The 19833-nt window shown below is 57.2% G+C and carries 9 protein-coding genes; 4 read left to right on the plus strand and 5 right to left on the minus strand.

Annotated features, from left to right (window positions below):
- The first annotated feature begins 6 nt into the window (after positions 1-6).
- Together gatA and ACPOL_RS07230 are read left to right on the plus strand one after the other, a co-directional pair.
- Positions 7-1464: an Asp-tRNA(Asn)/Glu-tRNA(Gln) amidotransferase subunit GatA gene (gatA, locus tag ACPOL_RS07225; protein ID WP_114206456.1), complete on the plus strand. Its 1458-nt coding sequence runs from the start codon at positions 7-9 to the stop codon at positions 1462-1464.
- Between the two features lie 557 nt (positions 1465-2021).
- Positions 2022-4565 carry a protease pro-enzyme activation domain-containing protein gene (locus ACPOL_RS07230; protein ID WP_114206457.1) on the plus strand — a complete coding sequence of 848 codons (2544 nt, stop codon included), beginning with the start codon at positions 2022-2024 and terminating at the stop codon, positions 4563-4565.
- 186 nt (positions 4566-4751) lie between these two features.
- On the opposite strand, the gene ACPOL_RS07235 is transcribed toward ACPOL_RS07230, so the two are convergent.
- From ACPOL_RS07235 to ACPOL_RS07255, 5 genes are all read right to left on the minus strand, one after another.
- Entirely contained in the window at positions 4752-6251 is a 1500-nt protein-coding gene (locus ACPOL_RS07235; protein WP_161557238.1) for a tetratricopeptide repeat protein, read from the minus strand.
- 290 nt (positions 6252-6541) lie between these two features.
- Positions 6542-7324 carry an HDOD domain-containing protein gene (locus ACPOL_RS07240; RefSeq protein WP_114206459.1) on the minus strand — a complete coding sequence of 261 codons (783 nt, stop codon included), beginning with the start codon at positions 7322-7324 and terminating at the stop codon, positions 6542-6544.
- 106 nt (positions 7325-7430) lie between these two features.
- Positions 7431-8432 (minus strand): GGDEF domain-containing response regulator, encoded by a 1002-nt coding sequence (locus tag ACPOL_RS07245; protein ID WP_161557239.1) that lies wholly within the window; start codon positions 8430-8432, stop codon positions 7431-7433.
- A gap of 26 nt (positions 8433-8458) precedes the next feature.
- Positions 8459-12019: a response regulator gene (locus tag ACPOL_RS07250; protein ID WP_161557240.1), complete on the minus strand. Its 3561-nt coding sequence runs from the start codon at positions 12017-12019 to the stop codon at positions 8459-8461.
- A gap of 191 nt (positions 12020-12210) precedes the next feature.
- Positions 12211-14367 (minus strand): outer membrane protein assembly factor BamB family protein, encoded by a 2157-nt coding sequence (locus ACPOL_RS07255; protein ID WP_236657298.1) that lies wholly within the window; start codon positions 14365-14367, stop codon positions 12211-12213.
- A gap of 1219 nt (positions 14368-15586) precedes the next feature.
- Between ACPOL_RS07255 and ACPOL_RS07260 the strand changes: the two genes are divergently transcribed.
- Positions 15587-18376 (plus strand): DUF1800 domain-containing protein, encoded by a 2790-nt coding sequence (locus ACPOL_RS07260; protein WP_161557241.1) that lies wholly within the window; start codon positions 15587-15589, stop codon positions 18374-18376.
- Between the two features lie 74 nt (positions 18377-18450).
- Complete coding sequence (locus ACPOL_RS07265) at positions 18451-19806, plus strand: DUF1501 domain-containing protein (protein ID WP_114206464.1); 1356 nt, start codon at positions 18451-18453, stop codon at positions 19804-19806.
- The last annotated feature ends 27 nt before the right edge of the window (positions 19807-19833 follow it).

Genomic DNA, 19833 nt, shown 5'->3' on the forward strand with positions numbered 1-19833 from the left:
AATTGCATGGCTCCTGAAATTACGAAAAGTCCTGTCTACAACATCGAACAGGTTCGCACCTCTATACACTCCCGCGAGATCAGCGCTGCTCATCTCGCTGAGGAGTACTTCGCGCGCATCGATGCGGAGAACTCCTCGGTGAATGCGTATCTCTCCGTGAGCCGGGAGCGAGCCATGGAGCAAACCTCCAGGATTGACGCCATGGCTGCGGCAGGGACTGCGCTTCCGGCGCTGGCTGGGGTGCCGATCGCAATCAAAGACGTGCTGGTCGTCCAGGGATCGCCAGCCACTGCGGGGTCAAAGATCCTCGAAGGCTATCAGCCGCCGTACGATGCAACCGTAGTCCAGCGCCTCGATGCAGCCGGTGCAGTGCTGCTGGGCAAGTTGAATTGCGACGAATTCGCGATGGGGTCTTCCAATGAAAACTCCGCCTATGGGCCAGTCCGGAATCCCCGCGCTCTTGACCGTGTTCCGGGTGGCTCGAGCGGCGGGTCGGCTGCAGCGGTGGCCGCGGGAATGGCATTAGCCACCCTCGGTACGGATACCGGCGGTTCCATCCGGCAGCCTGCATCGTTCTGCGGAGTGGTTGGAGTTCTGCCCACCTATGGACGCGTCTCGCGCTATGGCCTCATCGCTTTTGCGTCCTCCCTCGACCGGATCGGCCCGATTACCTCGACGGTGCGGGATGCTGCGACAATTCTCGAGGTGATCGCCGGGTACGATCCGTTGGATGCGACCTCCTCGCTTGAACCGGTCCCCGACTACGCAGCGGAGCTGGAGAAGCCCATTACGGGATTGAAGATAGGGGTTCCGGCGGAGTATTTCGCGGAGGGGTTGGATCCCGAAGTGCGGGCGGCGGTGGAAGGCGCCATCGACAAGCTGCGAAGCGAGGGGGCCATTGTCTGTCCAATCTCCCTGCCTCACACCCGTTACGCGGTTCCGGCATACTACGTGCTTGCCACCGCGGAGGCAAGTTCCAATCTGGCCCGCTTCGACGGCGTTCGTTACGGCTACCGGAGTCCGGACTCGACGACGCTGACTGCGATGTACAGGAAGTCGCGAGATTGTGGTTTCGGCGCTGAGGTCAAACGTCGTATTCTGCTGGGCACCTACGCCCTAAGCGCCGGCTACTATGACGCCTACTACAAAAAGGCCCAACAGGTTCGCACCCTGCTCACCCAGGATTTCCTGAAGGCTTTCAACGAGGTAGATGCCATCGTCACTCCAGTCGCGCCCACACCCGCATTCAAGATCGGGGAGAAAGCCGACGATCCGATGGCCATGTATCTGGCTGATATCTACACGGTCACTGCCAGCCTGGCCGGCATCTGCGGAATTTCGGTACCTTGTGGAGTTTCAAGCGAAGGCCTTCCCATCGGAGCGCAAATCCTCGGCAAACACTTCGACGAGGGAATGGTGTTTCGAATGGGCAACGCCCTCGAGCGGCTTACGCCGGCTGGTTAACTGAGGATGATCCTTCGCTATTAGATCATCCTTCGCTATCAATGGAAGATGATCCCGCGTTGCGGAAAGCCCGCACCGCGTCATGCGATTGTAGGATGTGCGCTTGTCTTAAGCATGTCGTTCACATCGCCTCGCCCCGATGACCATCGTGCAGAACTTCGATCGGCGAACGCAATACTTCGTTGCCATCAGTAGCTCCGGAAGCTTCCGCCATTATGTCTGTCCTCGATTAGATCAGAAGTATTGTTGAAGTCATGCGCGAAAATGGCTCTGTAGGTCTGGCCTCTCCGCATGACAGTAGCTGTCTTTCTCCTCTAGCTCGAATGTGTGGTCAAGATCCGGAGTTTTGAGCCCGATCGATCGCGTTTGGCTCAGGCTGAGGCATTTGTGCTGCTGGCTTGCCACCTAGATGCCCTTATTCCCTTAGTTGCCCACAGTTGTCCCGATATGTCCCGTCATGTCATTTGCGTATAGCAGCCGTATAGGCAACGATTAGCGCGGCGTGGGAGTTCTCGGGATAAGTCAGCCCACCATAGATCAACTTAGAGGTTCTATTCATGCGGAGCGATTGGAAGCTGAAATTGTGCGTGTGCCTTGCAATAGGTCTTGGAGGGGCGGCCACGCTCTGGAGTCAGAGCGTGGCTGGGGTGAGTTCGAGGCCGGCTGACCGGATTGTCGAGGCAATCGACGAGACTAAATTAGTACCGCTTACCGGCAATGTTCACCCATTGGCGCGATCAGAATTCGACCGGGGCGTCGTGGCGGAATCGATGCCGATGGAACGGATTGTGCTCGTTCTCAAGCGGAGTGCAGAACAAGAGTCTGCCCTCAGCGCCTTCAACGAGGAGCAGTACGACCCTAAATCATCCAATTTCCACCATTGGCTGAGTGCAGAGCAATTCGGCGCGACCTATGGACCATCGGACGCAGACATTCGGAACGTGACAAGCTGGCTTGAGAATCACGGTTTTCGCATCGACAGCGTCAGCAAAGGACGCACGACAATTGAATTCTCCGGTACAGCCGGCCAAGTGGGAGCGGCCTTCCATACCGAGATCCATCATTACTCCATCAACGGTGAGGCGCACACTGCAAACGCCGGCGATCCCCAGATTCCTGAAGCACTTGCCCCAGTGATCACGGGAATCGCGTCGCTGCATAATTTCTTTCCCAAGCCCCAGATGGTGAAAGGCGCTCTGGTTACCAGAGACCCAAAAACCGGCAAGATCAAAGCAGTAGATTCTACCTCCGCGAAAACCATGGATCCGCAGTTCACTTACACGGATGGCAATGGATTTAAGCGTGAAGACATTACGCCCTTCGACTTCGCCACCATCTACAACCTGCTGCCGCTATGGAACGAGGGCATCAATGGTTCCGGTCAGAAGATCGCGATCTCGGGGGCGAGCGATATTACGTTGAGTGATGTTGCGACCTTCCAGAAGAGCTTTGGCCTGCCGAACAACCCGCCGACCATCATTCACAACGGAAAAGATCCCGGCCTGGTTGCTGGCGCGAGGGGGGAAAATACCCTGGACGTGGAATGGTCGGGGGCGGTGGCGCCTCGCGCCAAGGTCGTCATGGTGGTCTCCGCCTCGACGTCCACGACCTTCGGCGGGCAGTTGTCCGATGCCTACATTGTGGATCATGAAACCGCCCCGGTCATGAGCGCCAGTTACGGTACTTGCGAACTGGAATTGGGGACCGCCGCCAACGCGGCCTACAACAGCCTCTATCAGCAAGGCGCGACCGAGGGAATCTCGATCTTCGAGTCGGCCGGAGATCAGGGGTCGGCCGGATGCGAGAGCCAGGATACTCCCGCTCCCAACGCTTCCTCTACCGGTCTGCAGGTCAACGGCCTCGCCTCGAGCCCGTACGTAACCGCGGTTGGCGGGACTGATTTCTTCTGGCAGGCTTCCCCCTACTCCACCTACTGGAATGCCACCAATAGCGCCAGTGGCGCTACGGCGAAGGGATACATCCGCGAGATTCCCTGGAACTCCACATGCGCCGGCAGCTTCATTGTGCTGTTCTTCAGTGAGCCCAGTGCGGAACAGACCTGTAATGACGCTTACAATAGCTTCAACTACGAAGATCTGGTTGTGATCGCTGCCGGGAGTGGCGGCAAGAGCGCCTGCACCACTCCAAAGGGCTCCAGCTGCTCCGGAGGTTATGCAAAGCCTTCGTGGCAGAAGGGTGTCGGCGTCCCGGCGGATGGCAAGCGCGATCTCCCTGATGTCTCGCTCTTCGCCTCAGGGGGCTACCCGGATGGAATCGTCGGCAGCGCCTACCTTGTCTGTGACTCGGAAAACGTCTCCTGTAATTACACGAATCCGGGCAAGATCATCTACCAGGAGATCGGGGGAACCTCCGCATCTTCGCCAGCGCTCGCCGGCATCATGTCGCTGGTTGTCCAGAAGACGGGCGCTGCACAGGGACTTGCAAATCCGGTTTTCTATGCGCTCGCGGCCAAAGAAAACTTGACCAGCTGCAATTCAAATACCGTCACTAACGGCAATCACTGCGTTTTTTACGACACCACCTCTGGCACTAACTCTCAGGTCTGCGTAACCGGGACGCCCAACTGCGTCACGAAGACCAGTGGGGATGTTCTCGGCACCTTAAGTGGTTATGCGGCAACCAAAGGCTATGATCAAGCGACCGGCCTGGGATCAGTGAACGCGACGAACCTGGTGAACGGCTGGCAGACGGCACTTTCGAGCCAGGCAATCACTTTGTCCCCGGCTAGTCTGAACTTCACTAGTTCCAAGGTCGGTGCTAAGAGCGCTCCGCAAACAATCACCATACGGAATACCGGATCAGCGGCAAACACCGTTACCATCAGCGGTATCGACTTTGCCGGAGCCGCCGCCAAATCCTACTCGGGAACGACGAAGTGCCCGGCAACTCTTCCCGCTGGAGCGAGTTGTTCAGTAATCGTGACCTTCAAGCCAGCTAGTGCTGGAACACTGAAGGCCGATCTTGTCGTGCTCGACAATGCCACCGGTTCTCCGCAATTTGCGAAGCTAAGCGGAAGCATAGTAGCAGCTACGACGACGGCGATCTCGAGCGTCAGACCAAGCACGGCGCCTATCGAGTAGCCGTTTGCATCGCAACGGGGTTGCATTCTCCGCTTATCCAAACCCGCCGTCTGCTTGCGGGTTTGGATACAGCGGCGCTGCCTCCACATTCAGCGTCGACTAGCGGCTACGGCCTTTTCGCACACCAACCATAACTGCTCTATGCGGCTTCCTCGAAGCAGTCTTAGATCGGGTACAGAATCAGTTTTAGAGTGGAGGAAAGCCAGCCTTAGTCAACAGCTTCCGATATTCGGGGTTGTTGTGGAGGGTACGCAACCCCAGGTCCACTCGGAGTCCGGATGCGTCCGGCTCCCGGCGATCGCATGACTTGGTCAGATAATCGATGGCTTCCCGAGAGCGGCCAAGCCGGGCATAGGTCAGGGCGAGACTAAAGGCCGACAGATGGCCCGCTTGATAGAGCGTTATCTGTCGCGCAAGAATCGCCTGGAGCATGGCTTGATATCCGCCTTGATTCAATCCTTGCTGTCCTGACTCGGCGATCGACAACCGGTAGGGGTCGCGCAAGAGGCGAGCAGATTCGATCGACTCGGCGAGATAGATGGGATAGCTGCCGGTCTCAAGACTGATGGTTGCCAGATAAGTATGAGGGGATAGGAAGGCGGGCTCGGCGGCTTCCAGCTGCTTCAAAAGAGCTATGGCGTCATTTGGGTGTCCTGCGAAAAAGAGGATGAGACCCTTATCGGCGAGCACCGCCGGAGATGATGGCGTCAGCCTTTGGGCGCGATTGATTTCCTCCATAGCTTGCTCAAAACGCCCTAGATGCAGAAGGAAAGTCGCGTACCAGTGATGTGCGGAGACGGAGTTGGGATCGAGTTCAATAGCCCGCTTGAATTCCCGCTCGGCTCCATAGGAATCCCACAGCCAGTAGGAGTCCACGAAGGCCAGCGCACTGTGCACGCCCGCAAGGGAATCGTCCAGAACAATGGCCTGCCGGGCCGCAGCCAATGCCCGAGGATAGGCCTCCTCGGGCGGCATCAAGGTATATTCCCGCAGCAGGTTATAACAGTTAGCCAGGCCAACATACGCCTCGGCATAAGAAGGATCTCTGATCAGCGCCTGGGAGTAACTGTCGAGCGCCTGATTGAGGCTCTCGGGCGTGCGCTTCTGCAGATAGAACTCTCCCTTAAGATAAAGCTCCTCTGCCTGGGGATCTGGAACGTGTTTGATAGGAGGAGTGGACATACTGTTGGACCGTCCGGCCTGGCGATCTTTCATGGCGGTCAGCATGACGGTGGTGCCCGCCACCACCACAAAGGCGGCCACCACCAGGAACCTTGCACGCCGGACAAAGCCTTGTGTGGATGCCCTCCTGAGGAGTGCCGAGTGGAGGAGTGCCGCGTGGGTCGGCTCAGCACCCGGCTGATCCACGATGAGGCGATCTGTGGGCAAGCCATCTGCGGAGAGGCGATCAGCTGGGAGCCCATCAGCGGGGAGCTCATCTGCGGGTTGCTTGTCTTGTTTGCCGGTTGAAGGCGGAGGGCCGTCGCCGGGCTGCGGGGTGGGTAGGACGATAGCAGACGGCTCCAAGGCTTCCACTGGTGGCGAAATGAGCGGCGAGGAAGAGAGGTTCTTGTCGGAGCAGTTGAGCCAGTTCTCTAGTTCACTTACATAAGCGTAAACGGTGGATCGGCCGCTTCCTGGAACCCGGTGTACGGGAAGACCGCGGGTAAGCTCCCAACGCTTCACGGTCCTTTCATCCCGGGAAAAAAACGCGCCAATTTCCTTCCACGTGTCGAGGCGGCGGTCGTTCAGACGGCGGTTCGGCCTCCCATTCTTCGGGAGGTCTGCACGGTTTTTGGCTGTGTCCTGGTCACCCACGGTTCGTCTTGGAAGATCCCATTCTGCGGGTGTGACGAACCCGTCCGGTCTCAAATTATAAGATCTACCCCGAGCGGAGGCCCGGAAAATCATGAATTTGAGAGGAGTCGCCCTAACTTCTCGTTCCTGAAAACCGGTAGTGGTCTTCCATATATAGCTCAAATTGATTCCAAAGCATTGATTTTGCTGCCTACCTGGAAGGCGAGGCTCTCGGCGTCGGGGCAGAACATTCCGCGCTCCCGAGTAGGGAGTTCCTGAAGCAGGTCGCTATAAAGCATGGCCTTGCAACCGGGAAAGACGGCGAAGCCGACGGCATCCGCCATTCGGCAACTCACATTGATCAAATCCGCCATGCTCCACGATTGCCCTCGGTCTTTGAGAGAATGGTGATGGGCGACGATCGGCTCAAACTCCCTTGGCAGCTGCCAGTCGTCGATCAGGTGGGACTGCAGAAGCGCCGCGTAGGCTTTCGGCTGCAGTATCGCTAGCACCAGCCGGCCGACATCGTGCATGATGCCTGCGGTGTATGCTGCATCTTTGTCCTGCAGCCCGGCAAACGCGAGTTGCTCGGCGATCAGAGCGACCGCCAGACCATGCCGCCATATGGCTCGCAGGGAATCTTGTTGGAGCGACGCCCCCAGGTAGGCTCGAACTCCGATGGTGAGACAAAGCCCTTTCAGAGTTTGTGTTCCGAGTACAGCGATCGCCTGCAGAATGGTTGTCACCGGAACCCGGCGGGGGTAGAGGGGAGAGCTGGCAATGGTGAGCACTTCACTCGAAAAGGCTGGATCTGAACAAATCAGGTCGCTCAACTCACGCATGGATGCTGCTTCCGTGTTGGCCAATTGGAGCACCCGGATGGCAATCTGCGGAAAGGGCGGGATACGCAGATGCGCCCAAGGTATCCTGGCTGCCTTAACGCTTTGGACCTTCCCTTGCACCGTTTGAGCCGCCTATCATCTTTGCGAGTTATCGTGATCTGGAGGTTGTTCTACTTTTGTCTCGAACCTTCGAGAGCAACGTCAATCCTGAAGGCCTCACCGAAGGCTAACGAGGCACAAACGGCATCCCATCGGCGAGTTCGGACGATACACATGGAACACCGAGCTTCAATTCCCCGACGGCTACCCGATTCCGTCCATTTCGCTTGGCTTCATACAAGGCGGAATCAGCGGCGGCAAGCGCATCCCGTTCGGTTCGGCAGGCAGGGTCTAAGACGGCGGCCCCCAGGCTGGCGGTAACGGCAATTGCGACACCATCCACCAGGATAGGGGCCACTGCAATGGCCAACCTGACCCTCTCGGCGCACTCCTGGATTTGTTCCTGGTCGCAGTCGGGAGAGACGATGAGAAACTCTTCCCCGCCGTAGCGGCCAGCCAGATCGTAGGAACGAACTGTCATCTGAACCCGCCTTCCGATCTCCTGCAGGACTGCATCTCCTGCCAAATGCCCAAGGCGGTCATTCACGCTTTTGAAGTGGTCTACATCCAACATCATGATTCCAACTCTCTTTGAGGAACGTGCCGCCAGCTCAGACTCGCGACGCAACAGATCCAGAATGGCCCTGCGGTTCCACATTCCTGTCAGCGCATCATGAGTTGCCTGAAATTGAAATTCCTCGCGGGCCCGGGTCTGCTCGTCCTGCAGCGTCAGAATGCGGCCTCCGGTCCGGAGACGGGCACGCAGCTCGTTCCGGTCGAAGGGTTTCGAAAGATAGTCATCCGCGCCCGCCTCAAGTCCATGAACCAGATCGTTGGTTTGGTCCTTGGCGGTAACCAACAGAATGTACTGGTAGACCGAACGGCTCTTCTCCCGCACTTTGCGGCAAAGCTCAATGCCATTCAGCTTGGGCATCATCCAATCCAGAATCAGGATCTGCGGTACATGCCCTTCCTGCATGAGCTCCCAGGCTCGCGCCCCGTCTTCCGCGACCGTCACCTGATATCCCCAACCCTCCAACCAGGTCTTCAGAATGCGGCGAAACATCGCGTCGTCTTCGGCAATCAGAACCTGGGTGCACGCAGCCCCGGGCGCGGTTGGCTTCGACATTCGAGCTTCCGGTAAGCCAACGATGCTCATCGCGCCTCACCCCGAACTGCATCGACCGGCGGGACGTTCATTTCCGATCCCATGCTTTGCATGGAAAGCAGCAATCGTGAGAGTTCCGCCTCGAACCCCGCGAAGACTCCAGTGGCGGCTTCCAGATCGGAGTTCCTCCCTGCCTCCTCCAATCGTTGAGCCATTCGCGACAACTCCTCCCCTCCCAGATAACCAAGCTTTCCCTTGAAACTGTGCGCTAGCCATTCAACGGTCTGCGAGTCTCCGCGGGTCAGGGCTTTCCCCAGTTCTGCGAGTTCTACCGGCGCTTCCTCAAGAAACATGTCGATCACCTCCCGGCAAAGTTGCTCATCCCCGCCTAGTTTCTCGAGAACATACGCTCGATCGACCGGCCTTGCGCTCACGCTGCTGGAGCGCGCCTGCAGGCCGGCGGCAGCGTCTCGGAAGAGGGTATCCTTAGCGCCAGGAGCAGCACGAAGAAGAGCCGCTTCGAGAGCAGCGGAGTTGATAGGCTTCGAGATGTAGTCATCCATCCCCGCCGCCAGACAGCGCTCCCGATCGCCTTTCATAGCATGGGCCGTCATTGCGATGATCGGCAAATGGACTTCGTTGAACGCCTCGTTTTCGCGTATCTGTTTGGTCGCTGCGATGCCGTCCATTTCGGGCATCTGGACATCCATCAACACCAAATCGAACGTCTCGCTCTCAAGCAGCGCCAACGCTTCCCTTCCGTTGGCGGCGATGATCGCTACATGCCCGAGCTTCTCCAAAAAGCCGGAGGCGACGGCCTGATTCACCCGATTGTCCTCAGCCAGCAGAATCCGAAGACTGTTCACTCGCGCCGGAATCGCATGGAAGGCCGTCCCGGCCTGGGGCAGCACGGGCGATCGCGTCCCTTCGGCCGCCGCTTGGATTGCTGCTAACAGTTCGCTCCGGCGGGCCGGTTTGTAGAGATAAGAAAGAACGCCCAGCTTCCGGCAACGCTCGGCGTCCCCGCGCACCCCGCCCGAACTTAACAGCACTGCCGGCGTCAAAGACATACCCGGACGCCTCCTCATCTCTTCAATCAGCGCGAGGCCGTCCATTCCCGGCATATCCATGTCCGTAATCACAATCTGGTATGGCTCCCCGCTCTCGACATGCAAACCCAGTTCGACCAGGGCCTGCTCTCCACCTTCGACACAAGTGGTCAAGGCCACGCGGGTCTGAAGAGTAGCTCCGAGAATACGGCGGTTGGTCCGGTTATCATCTACGATCAGCACCCTCATCCCGCGCAGCGCTCCGGTGTCCGGAAGCACGATCTCAGAGTCCCTACGCTTGTCAACGACTTCGAATTGACTCGTGAAACAGAATTGGCTGCCCTGCCCGAGTACGCTTTCCACCCATATTCTTCCTCGCATCATCTCGACCAGACGGGAAGAGATGGTCAAACCGAGGCCGGTACCCCCATACTTGCGCGTTGTGGAGGAATCCTCCTGGGTAAAGGGGGAGAAAATACTGCTTTGCTTCTCCGCGGAGACCCCGATCCCGGTGTCAGCTACAGAGAAACGGACCATCCAGCTGCCGGCTTCTTCACGCTCCACCTCTACCCTGACAGACACTTCCCCAAGCTCCGTGAACTTGATGGCGTTACTCACCAGGTTGAGGATGATTTGACGCAGACGCCCGGGATCTCCCTTCACCATCGCCGGCACATCGCTTGCGATATCGCATACCAGTTCCAGTCCTTTCTGGCCGGCACGCAAGGATTGGCTCATGAGCGCTTCCTCGACGCAGTCCCGCAGACTGAACTCGATCGCTTCCAGTTCAATCTTCCCGGCTTCAATCTTCGAGAAGTCCAGAATTCCGTTGATCACCGCCAGTAACGAGTCGGCCGAGATCTTCACGACCTCCAGGTAGTCCCGTTGATGGGCGTTTAGTTCGCTCTCGAGCATCAGATCGGTCATGCCAATCACCCCGTTCAACGGGGTCCGGATCTCGTGGCTCATATTGGCCAGAAATTCACTCTTGGAGCTGTTCGCGAACTCGGCGGCCCGCTTCAGAGCATCTGCCTCCTCGAGTTGCAAATGGATAAGGAGCGTCTGCTGTCTGACCCGGCTGCGGAGAACGATCACCCAGCAAAGCACACACAGCGTGATCCCCAAGGCCAGGGCCAGTACCCGCAGCGTATGCGAAGCATTCCACCAGGATGTTCGTCGAAGCACGACCACATCGGCGGGGGAACGCAGGATCATCCGAAATGTCTGGGGCTTCGAGTAGCCTTGATGTAGAGCCACACGCTCCTGATCAGACTGCGCGGAGCAGATTCCCGTCACACGAAGTTCACTGCCTTCCTGCCAGATGACATGTTTCTGGGTACCAGGTTGGATCGGCAACACCGCCGTAAATACGGACTTGCCCGAAGACAGCAGGATGGTGGGCTGATTCGCGGCCTTATCCTCCCCGATGAGGTGCCCTTCAATCTGAACCAGCTCGGCGTCATGATCGCCTTGGAGCGCCTGGTCTGCGTTAATGCGAGTTGCGGGCAAAGCTTCGCCGCTCGTCGCGAGATGGTATGTCGCATGCGACAGAGTCGGGCTGAAATCACCGATCATGGGAAAGCCGGCAACATCTGCCACATCGCCCGGAACCAGAGGCGTAGTTTGCTCGGTCTGCGCGCAGACTCCGTGAAAACTATCTTGAAGGCAAAGCAATCGTCCCGGCCAGAACAGCGTCACCGTGCCGCGGATATGCACGCGATGACGAAAGTCATCGCCAGATGTGAACCGCATCAGCGACCCCACCGGACTGGTTGGAAGCAAGAAAGGATTTGCCGGGGAGGGCGCCACCACGTCGACCGTGCCAAGACTCGGAAAGTGTATGAGAGCTCCGGTCATTTGACCGCGATCGTTGAACAGCGTAGCCGCGTTGCCCCGAATCTTGATCTTTGCGTCGACTAGACTGTCATAATTCACTCCGGCTTCTTTGATCGTGGTGGCGGTGATGATGCCATCACTCAGGCCGACGCGCAAGACGATGCTCTCGCCTTGCTCCTTCACCGAATACACTACACCCTCAATTTGAACCCAGCGGCAATCTTCTTCGCCGGTCAGCAATTGGCTTGCAGAGACGCTAGGGGCATTCGCCGGCAGACCGGCATCGCCAATCACTCGAACCGCTGCCTGCCTGACCGATGGCGCGAAGCCTCCTGGATCGCTGCGACCGACCACCTCCACCAACTGGCCAGCCTTAAATGGCAACGCCGGGATCGTAGAGAGCCCCACAAAGATGCTCCCGGTGGAATCGGTGACGAAGAAAGCAGGGCGGAGAGAGTGATTGGAAACGTCGTAGTAAGTGACCACAGCCCGCAAGCGGATCGGGTAACCCCGGGCCGCTTCTCCGTTGCTCAATCCGTGTGCGGCCGCCGTCGTGGTAAGAACCGGTAAGACTTGAGGGCTAGATGGCGTGGCCAAAGCCAGGTGTCCCGATACACCCATGAAGAACGCGGCCAGCACGGCGCATCGACTGCGCGTCACTCCAAAGACAGTTAGTTTGGAGCCGTAGGTCCGCGCCGATACTCTTCTGGTAGGATGCCGCACTCGTCTTCCCCTAGCCTTCATCGGCTACCTCGAGGAGTCTCTCTAGTGAGGAAGCATGGTCTGCCGGCGCTACCCGGGTAGAGCGCACAGGGACGGCTTGGGAATAAGTTCCCTCACTCGGACCAGCGACGGAGGCCGTCTACCTGTATTCAGGTCTACCTATATTCGGAAGCTTTGTCTTGTGTCCTAAGTCAAGGCAGAGCGAAGACGATATAAGCTGCACCCTGCGGCCCCTTCTTGTCTCGCTGGCCGCTGGTTGCAATGACAATATACTGGTTGCCGTCGATCATGTAGGTGGCCGGCGTCGCTGTTCCTGCAAAGGGCAAACTGCCCTCCCAAAGCAGTTCCCCGGTATCGCTATTGAACGCGCGGATCTTCCGGTCGTAAATCGTTGCGGCGATGAAAAGTAGCCCCCCGCCAGTGATCACCGGTCCGCCATAATTCTCTGAACCAGTAGCTTTCATACCGGCCGCCGCGAGTTCAGGGTAGTTTCCCAGCGGTACTTTCCATCGATAGCTGCCGGTATTCAGATCGATGGCGTTCAACGTGCCCCAAGGCGGCACGACCGCGGGATACCCATCTGGATCGTAGAATTTTTTGTAGCCAGTAAATTGGTATTTCGGGAGTTGCTTGCTGCCGCTTGCCTCGCTCCCGACCTCCGTTTTGGACGAGGGCGCCTGCGGATCAACCTTAGCGAGGTCCGCCATACCGGGACTCTCGCCTAAATATTTGAGGACTGCCTCAAGACCGCCATCCTGCAGCGCAGGAAAGGAAGGCATTCGGCCTCTTCCGTTGTGGATGATGTCGGATATCGCAGCGTCGGACAATCGTTTCTTGACCTCCAAGAGCGAGGGGAACTCGGGCGGTGAACCCTTTCTATCGTGTCCATGGCAGACGGCGCACTGGCTTTGGTAAATCGTCGCTCCCTCGCTCGCGGCCGCTTGGGTCGGGGCAAGTTCCCCGGTCCAGGGTATGTCATTGGCGTTGACGTAGAGGATGGCGCGGGTGGGTTCGACCGCCGCACCTCCCCACTCTGCACCCCCGTCGTAACCCGGGAAAATGATGGTCGGGCGACCCACCGTAAACGGAACAAATTGTCCTTCGCTGCGGAAAGTCTTGAATTGTTCCTCAGCCCAGGTGTGCGCGGCGGGCGTGCGATTGGTGAGCATGTCCGCGGTCAGGCGCTGGCGCGCAAATGGAGCCGGCGTAACTGGGAGGGGCTGCGTTGGTGCGGTCACTTCCCCGGGAACATCCGATGCGGGATAGGATTTTTCCTCAATCGGAAAGAGCGGTTTTCCGGTCGTCCTTTCAAACAGGAATACAAAACCTTGTTTTGTCGTCTGCGCCACCGCATCGACTGGTTTTCCATCTCGCTTCACCGTTACCAACACGGGGGGCGATGGGAAATCGCGATCCCATATATCGTGATGGACAGCCTGAAAATGCCAGATCTCTTTTCCTGTGTTTGCGTCGAGAGCGAGCAGGGTGTCACTGTACAGGTCGTCCCCGACCCGGTCCGCCCCATAGAAGTCATTGACAGCCGACCCGGTGGGCGCGAAGAGGATTCCTCGCTGAAGGTCGACGACCATTCCCGACCAGTTATTAGCAGAACCCGTGACCCTCCACGCATCCTTTGGCCAACTCTCGTAGCCCGGATCCCCGGGATGCGGAATCGTATGAAAACTCCAGCGCAGTTTTCCGGTGTGGACGTCATATGCGCGGATATCGCCGTGCGGAGCGGGCTGCGTCTCCGGAGCACGAAAACCTACTATGATCATGTCTTTGTAAATCGTGCCCGGCGTAGTCAGAACCGCAAAGTTCTGGGTGTAGTCTTGATCGCCCAGGTCCTTTCGCAGATCGATCTTTCCGTCCTCCCCAAAGGCCTTCAACGGATGGCCCGTGGCCGGATCCAACGCGTAAAGATGGTCCATAATGCCGGCGAAAAGAATACTTTCTCGACCGTCGCGCCAATAGGAAAAGCCGCGATTCGGCTGCGGCGCCGGAACTCCAGCGCTAAATCTCCATAATTGCTTCCCGGTCGCCGCGTCGAGAGCCAAGATGTCTTCCGACGGGGTATACACAAACATCCTCCGGCCGACCACCAGCGGATTGGTTTGCAAGCCGCCTCCCTTGCCGACGTCGACCCGCCATACCTCCCGCAAATGCTGAACATTCTCGCGGTTGACCTTGTTCAACGGGGAATAATGATTACCAGACGAATTGCCCCCATAAGTCGCCCAATCCTCCGGCGCCTCCACCTTATCCGACGCGCGAGTGCTTCGAATGACGAGGCTGCTCAAGAGGACGATCGCGGTGACAGCGATCCGCCTTACTTTCCTACCTTTCAAATTCGTACAGAGAAGCCTTCGAGTGCTGACTCGATCGTTCGCATGTCCCATCGTCCAACCCACCTGCGTATACCAGCGGTATTCGACACCATTCTACGGTGGCGCCACACTCTTGTTCTCCAAGCCGCCCCAGGTTCCTTTCAGGGAGCTGAATTTTAGGCAGCATCGCAAAGAGGGCCGGCTTGCTCTTGCAAGCCTGAGGCTCCTTGGGCCGGCTATGCCACTTTAATCGCGCGGTTAACCCTTTCTAGGCAGGAGCATTTGAGTAGGTCGGAATTGCTGCCATGCTCCATCCATATGGCCGCCACTCTTCATCCATATAGAAGATAGCAACAGCTACATGTTTCTCTCATAGTAAGACACGACCTGTGTGTCTACTGTGGGTGGCGTCGTAGTTGGAGCCCAATGCCACTTGTTATATTCTCTGAGTCCATCTGGCTAACACTGATCTATCCTCAAGGCTGCCTCTCTAATATAGGTTGTAAGACCTATTACACTCCTCCCTCACTGGTAGCAATCCTGTAGCTTGAGCCCCGGCGCCGCGAGGAGGCTCGTTTGGTTTCCTCCGAAGAGCCTCCCAAGTCTCTGCTTTATGTCAGCGGAGGAGCTCTCGGAATTCGAGATCGCGAATGAATCTACTTGGCGCGCTAGCGACACCTGCCCCGGATGAACTCGCGGCGGACAGAAATGGAAGCGTCTCAAGACTGAAGGATCGTCGGCATCACGTGAGCCGTCAGGGTCGCATCGACATTCGAAACGGTAGCGATCGTTTCTTTGAAAATCCCCATCGTTTGCTCCCGACCGGTTTTTCTGGGTACGGTGACTTCGCACTAGGTGGGTTAGGGTCAAACCGCGCAATCCGGTAAAAACGCGTCAACGCCTGGTGACATTTTACCTGCACTGGGAAGACGTTACATTTGCCAATTTGGTACATGCTTAAAGTACTGTAAACAACCGATATCTTCGCTTCTTAGTGTTGATTTACGAGGCCATGAGTTGTACTCTTCTTTCAAGATAAGTCGCATCAAATTCACCCACCAACGGGTCTTCACCCTTCGGTGTTTATCGCGGCTCATGCGACCGCCGCGACTTTTTTGAAGTTTGTCTGCGGACACTGCCTGGACAATACCTGACGGACATTAGCCTCTCAGGAGGAGAAAGCCTCTTTCTGTCTGGCAATAACCACCACATGGCAAGCTATTTGGCCAGGAGCATTCCTATGCGCATTTTTCGTATGAAGTCCCATCGATCAACAGCCCCTACGGCACTCGCCGCGTCGCTTTCGCTGCTCATCATGAGTACCGTGAGTTCGGAGGTCTCAAGAGCAGCGACCGTCGCTAGCCACTACGTATCAGCTAGCCACGCCTCAGTCGAGAGTGCTGTAGTCTCCAGCGGTTTAAAGACAGCGTTTCTCGCCGAGAGTGCTGCCACTCAGACAATTCACATCACTGCAACCGATCCGGACGGAGTGAATAAGGCCACAGCTAGGCTAGGCATCCCTGTTCAACTAAAAGCCACTGTGTCTGCTGGACCTGCACATGTAGTTCAATGGATTCTTCAAGGCAGAGGAACACTGACTTTCGGCGGGACAAACAATGCTACCGCGACTTATACTGCGCCTGTTACTCGTAGTTCGAATGAAACAACAACTATCACTGCCCGGCTAGCATCGAGTAAATCTGTAGCCACCTCTTACAAGATGTACGTTATAAATCCCATTCCCATTATTTCCTCTCATAATGGAGTAGTCCCGGATCAACTGCTGACCGGCGCGCAGCAAGCAGTCTCGCTAACCGGCACCGGCTTCGTAGGCGGCACCGCTGCGATCTACAATGGAAAGACCTTAAGTACTACTTACGACGGCCCCAATCATCTGACCGCCTATGTGCCAGTCGCCGACAATGCCTCGGGAACTCTCAAGCTGCAACTACGCAGCCCAGCGCCCGGCGGCGGCTTAGGGACGGTCTTCTACATTACAGTCGATCCCGATAAGATCGCGCTGACTGCGAAAGCGTCAAACGGTGTCAACACCGGCACTGCACTTATGGGAAGCACGGTTTCAATGAGCGCCGCCGTAAGCGGATCCACGGATAAGGCGGTTTCCTGGAGCGTGACTGGCGGCGGGTCGATCTCGACAAGCGGAGTCTATCGCGCACCCACAGAACTTCCTGGCGGGCCGGTTACAATCACCGCCACTCTGGTTGCGAATCCTGCTATCCGCGCTAGCTACCGCGTCACCGTAGTCAATCCAAGGCCATCTATTCTTAGCGCGGCACCGTTTTTAATACCCGCCGGGAGAACCACTTCTGTCACAATAGCGGGCAACGGCTTCGTTCCTGGCACCACAGTTCGGGTAAACAATGTGGCCGTTCCCACCACGTATGAATCGCCATCTTCAGTAGTAGCGCGCGTCGCCGTTCCCGGAGGCTCACGTGGGGCCCTTGCCATAACCGCCCTAAACCCGGCGCCCGGCGGCGGCGGCAGTCCACAGTTCACCGGTGCACAGGCGTCGGCTATCAGTCTTTCATCCGCCGCGCGAGTTCTTGAACAAACCACATTCGGTCCTACTACCAGCCTAATTCAGCACGTGGGACAAGAAGGTATTGACGCATGGCTGAAGGAGCAGTTCGACGCTCCGCGTACCGTGCTCGCCCCTATCCCCGTGAAGTTTCCCGGTTATTGCGGGGACGCCGCTAATTGCATGGAGTCTGAGTGGTGGCGCGCAACACTCACAGGCCAGGATCAGCTGCGCCAAAGAGTCGCATTTGCGTTGAGCCAGTTATTTGTAGTATCGAGCATCAACATTCAGGGCCAGGCAACTGATATCTACGCGAACATGCTGTCCCGCGATGCATTCAGTAACTGGCTCACCATCATGCGGGATGTCACTCTATCACCAGTTATGGGAGTTTACCTCAATACGCTTTACAACCAGGCCCCTCCCCCCGGCAAAATCGCCAACGAGAATTACGCCCGGGAGAACCTGCAGTTATTTAGCCTCGGCCTGGAGCTGCTAAACCAAGATGGCACTCCGAAGCGCAACAGCAGCGGTAAAACCATCCCAACCTATTCGCAGGCACAGGTCGAAGCGTTCGCCCGCGCATACACCGGCTACGTATGGGCGGCGTCCAATGGCGGTATTCCGAACATAGATGTCTACACGCCGCCAAACTTCAACTATCCACTGGTTGCCATCGAACACTGGCATGACCACAATGCGAAGACGTTGCTGAACGGAACAACCTTGCCGGGTGGCCAGACTGCCGCGGAGGACCTTACCGGCGCGCTGCATAACATCTTCAACCATCCAAATCTACCCCCGTTCGTTTCTAAACAGCTCATCCAGCACCTGGTGACGAGCAATCCAAGTCCGGCATATGTGGCTCGCGTTGCTGACGTGTTCGTGGACAACGGCGCTCACGTTCGCGGGGACATGGTCGCCGTCATCACCGCGATCATCACTGATCCGGAGGCCCGGGCTGGGGATACGGAGCCGATCGCTACAAGCGGTCATCTCACTGAGCCGGTTCTCTGGATCACTTCAGTCATGCGGGGACTCGGCTTCGTCAGCGTGGATCCTCACGATGATTATCAGCTGCTCTCTAACTATTCGGGTGTCCTCGGCGAGTGGCCGTACCAGGCGGAAAGCGTCTTCAACTTCTTCCCACCTAGTTATGTCATCCCGGGAACTGACCTTAATGCTCCTGAGTTTGGTGTTGAGAATACCGCCAGTGTGACTGACCGGATGACGCTAGCAGACGATATGGTGAGAAACGCGCTTGACAGCTTCAATGTTGACCTAAGTGCGACAAGTCCGCTTGGCAAACTGGCCCATAATCCCGCCAGTCTGGTTGATGCGCTTGGAACGCTGTTCATGCACGGCATGATGGACCCGAATGTTAGATCCGTGATCATCAACGAGGTAAGCACGATCACCAACCCGGAGCAGCGAGTAAGGATTGCTACCTATCTCGTGATTACGCTTACCCAGTACAAGATCCAACACTAACCAGTCATAGCCGGAACTCGTCGGCATACTTACCAAAGCGTTGCCGACGAGACTGCCAAAAAGTGAGGATAAATATGAGTTTCAATCGCCGCAGTTTTATTCGCTATGCTTCCCTGGCCGCAGCGGGCCACGTCGCGGGGCTCCGCCCTTTCGGTGCAATGAATGGACTTGCTGAGTCGGCTGCCGACTACAAGGCTCTGGTTTGCATCTTTTTCTATGGCGGGAATGATTCCAACAATCTGCTGGTGCCATTCGACAGCAGCAACAGTGATGTTACCGGCTACGCGAACTATGCGCGCATTCGGGGGCCCCTCGCGCTCCCTAAGAGCAGCTTGTTGCAGCTCGGTCCAGATCCTAGTTACGCTCTTCATCCGAGCCTTCCCCAGATCAGGTCGCTCTTCAATAGCGGAAATGTGGCATTGATCGCCAACGTAGGAACCCTCATCCAGCCGCTGAGCCGCGCTCAATATATGGAGGGGCAGGGACAGACTCCAACTAACCTCTTCTCGCATCCAGACCAGCAGCAGGAATGGCAGAACGCGACTCAGACTGCCACCAGTCCAACAGGTTGGGCCGGACGCATTGCGGACAAACTGACTTCGACCTATAACCCAGGGTCGCAGATCCCGTTGGTGACATCCGCCTTTGGAGATAGTATCTTTTGCAATGGCGCAACAACCTCGCCGGTTGCCGTGCAGCCCGGCAATGTGCAAGGCGGCGCGTGCTCCGAAGGGGCGGCCTGTGCTGGACGCCTTGCAACGGCTCAGCATCTGCTCAGCTTCTCAAGCGGGCTCTCGCTGGTGCAGGCCGACAACCAGATAACCGGGGACGCTTATAAGTACATGAATATCTTGGGTGACGCGGTAAGGTCGGTCGCTCCTCTGCAGACTGACTTCCCCGCAAACAACGGCCTGGCTGCACAACTGCGACAGATTGCGCAGATCATTCAGGTACGGCAGGCTCTTGGAGTGCGCAGGCAGATCTTCTTCGCGGGTTTGGGAAACTTTGATACTCATGCCAACCAGCTCGGCATTCAAAGTGGTCTCCTGTCGTTAGTCGGTCCGGCAATGTCCGCCTTTTACGAGGCGACGAAGGAACTCGGCGTAGCGGATTCTGTCACAAGTTTCACCATGTCTGACTTCAGCCGCGCACTCCAGCCCAACTCCAACGACGGAAGCGATCACGCCTGGGGAGGCCATCATATGATCATGGGTGGCGCGGTCAAAGGAGGTCGGATCTATGGCACCTATCCGACACTGGCACTGAATGGGCCTAGCGATATCGACGGTAATGGGCGCTGGCTGCCAACCACAGCGTCTACCCAGTATGCTGCAACGCTTGCGTCATGGTTTGGTGTACCGGCGGCAGATATGCCGGTGATCTTCCCATCGATCAACAGCTTCGCCACCAAACATTTAGGGTTTGTATAACCGCGCTTATCAGGTACCTGTTGTCGT

Source organism: Acidisarcina polymorpha, from assembly GCF_003330725.1.
Taxonomy (GTDB): Bacteria; Acidobacteriota; Terriglobia; order Terriglobales; family Acidobacteriaceae; genus Acidisarcina; species Acidisarcina polymorpha.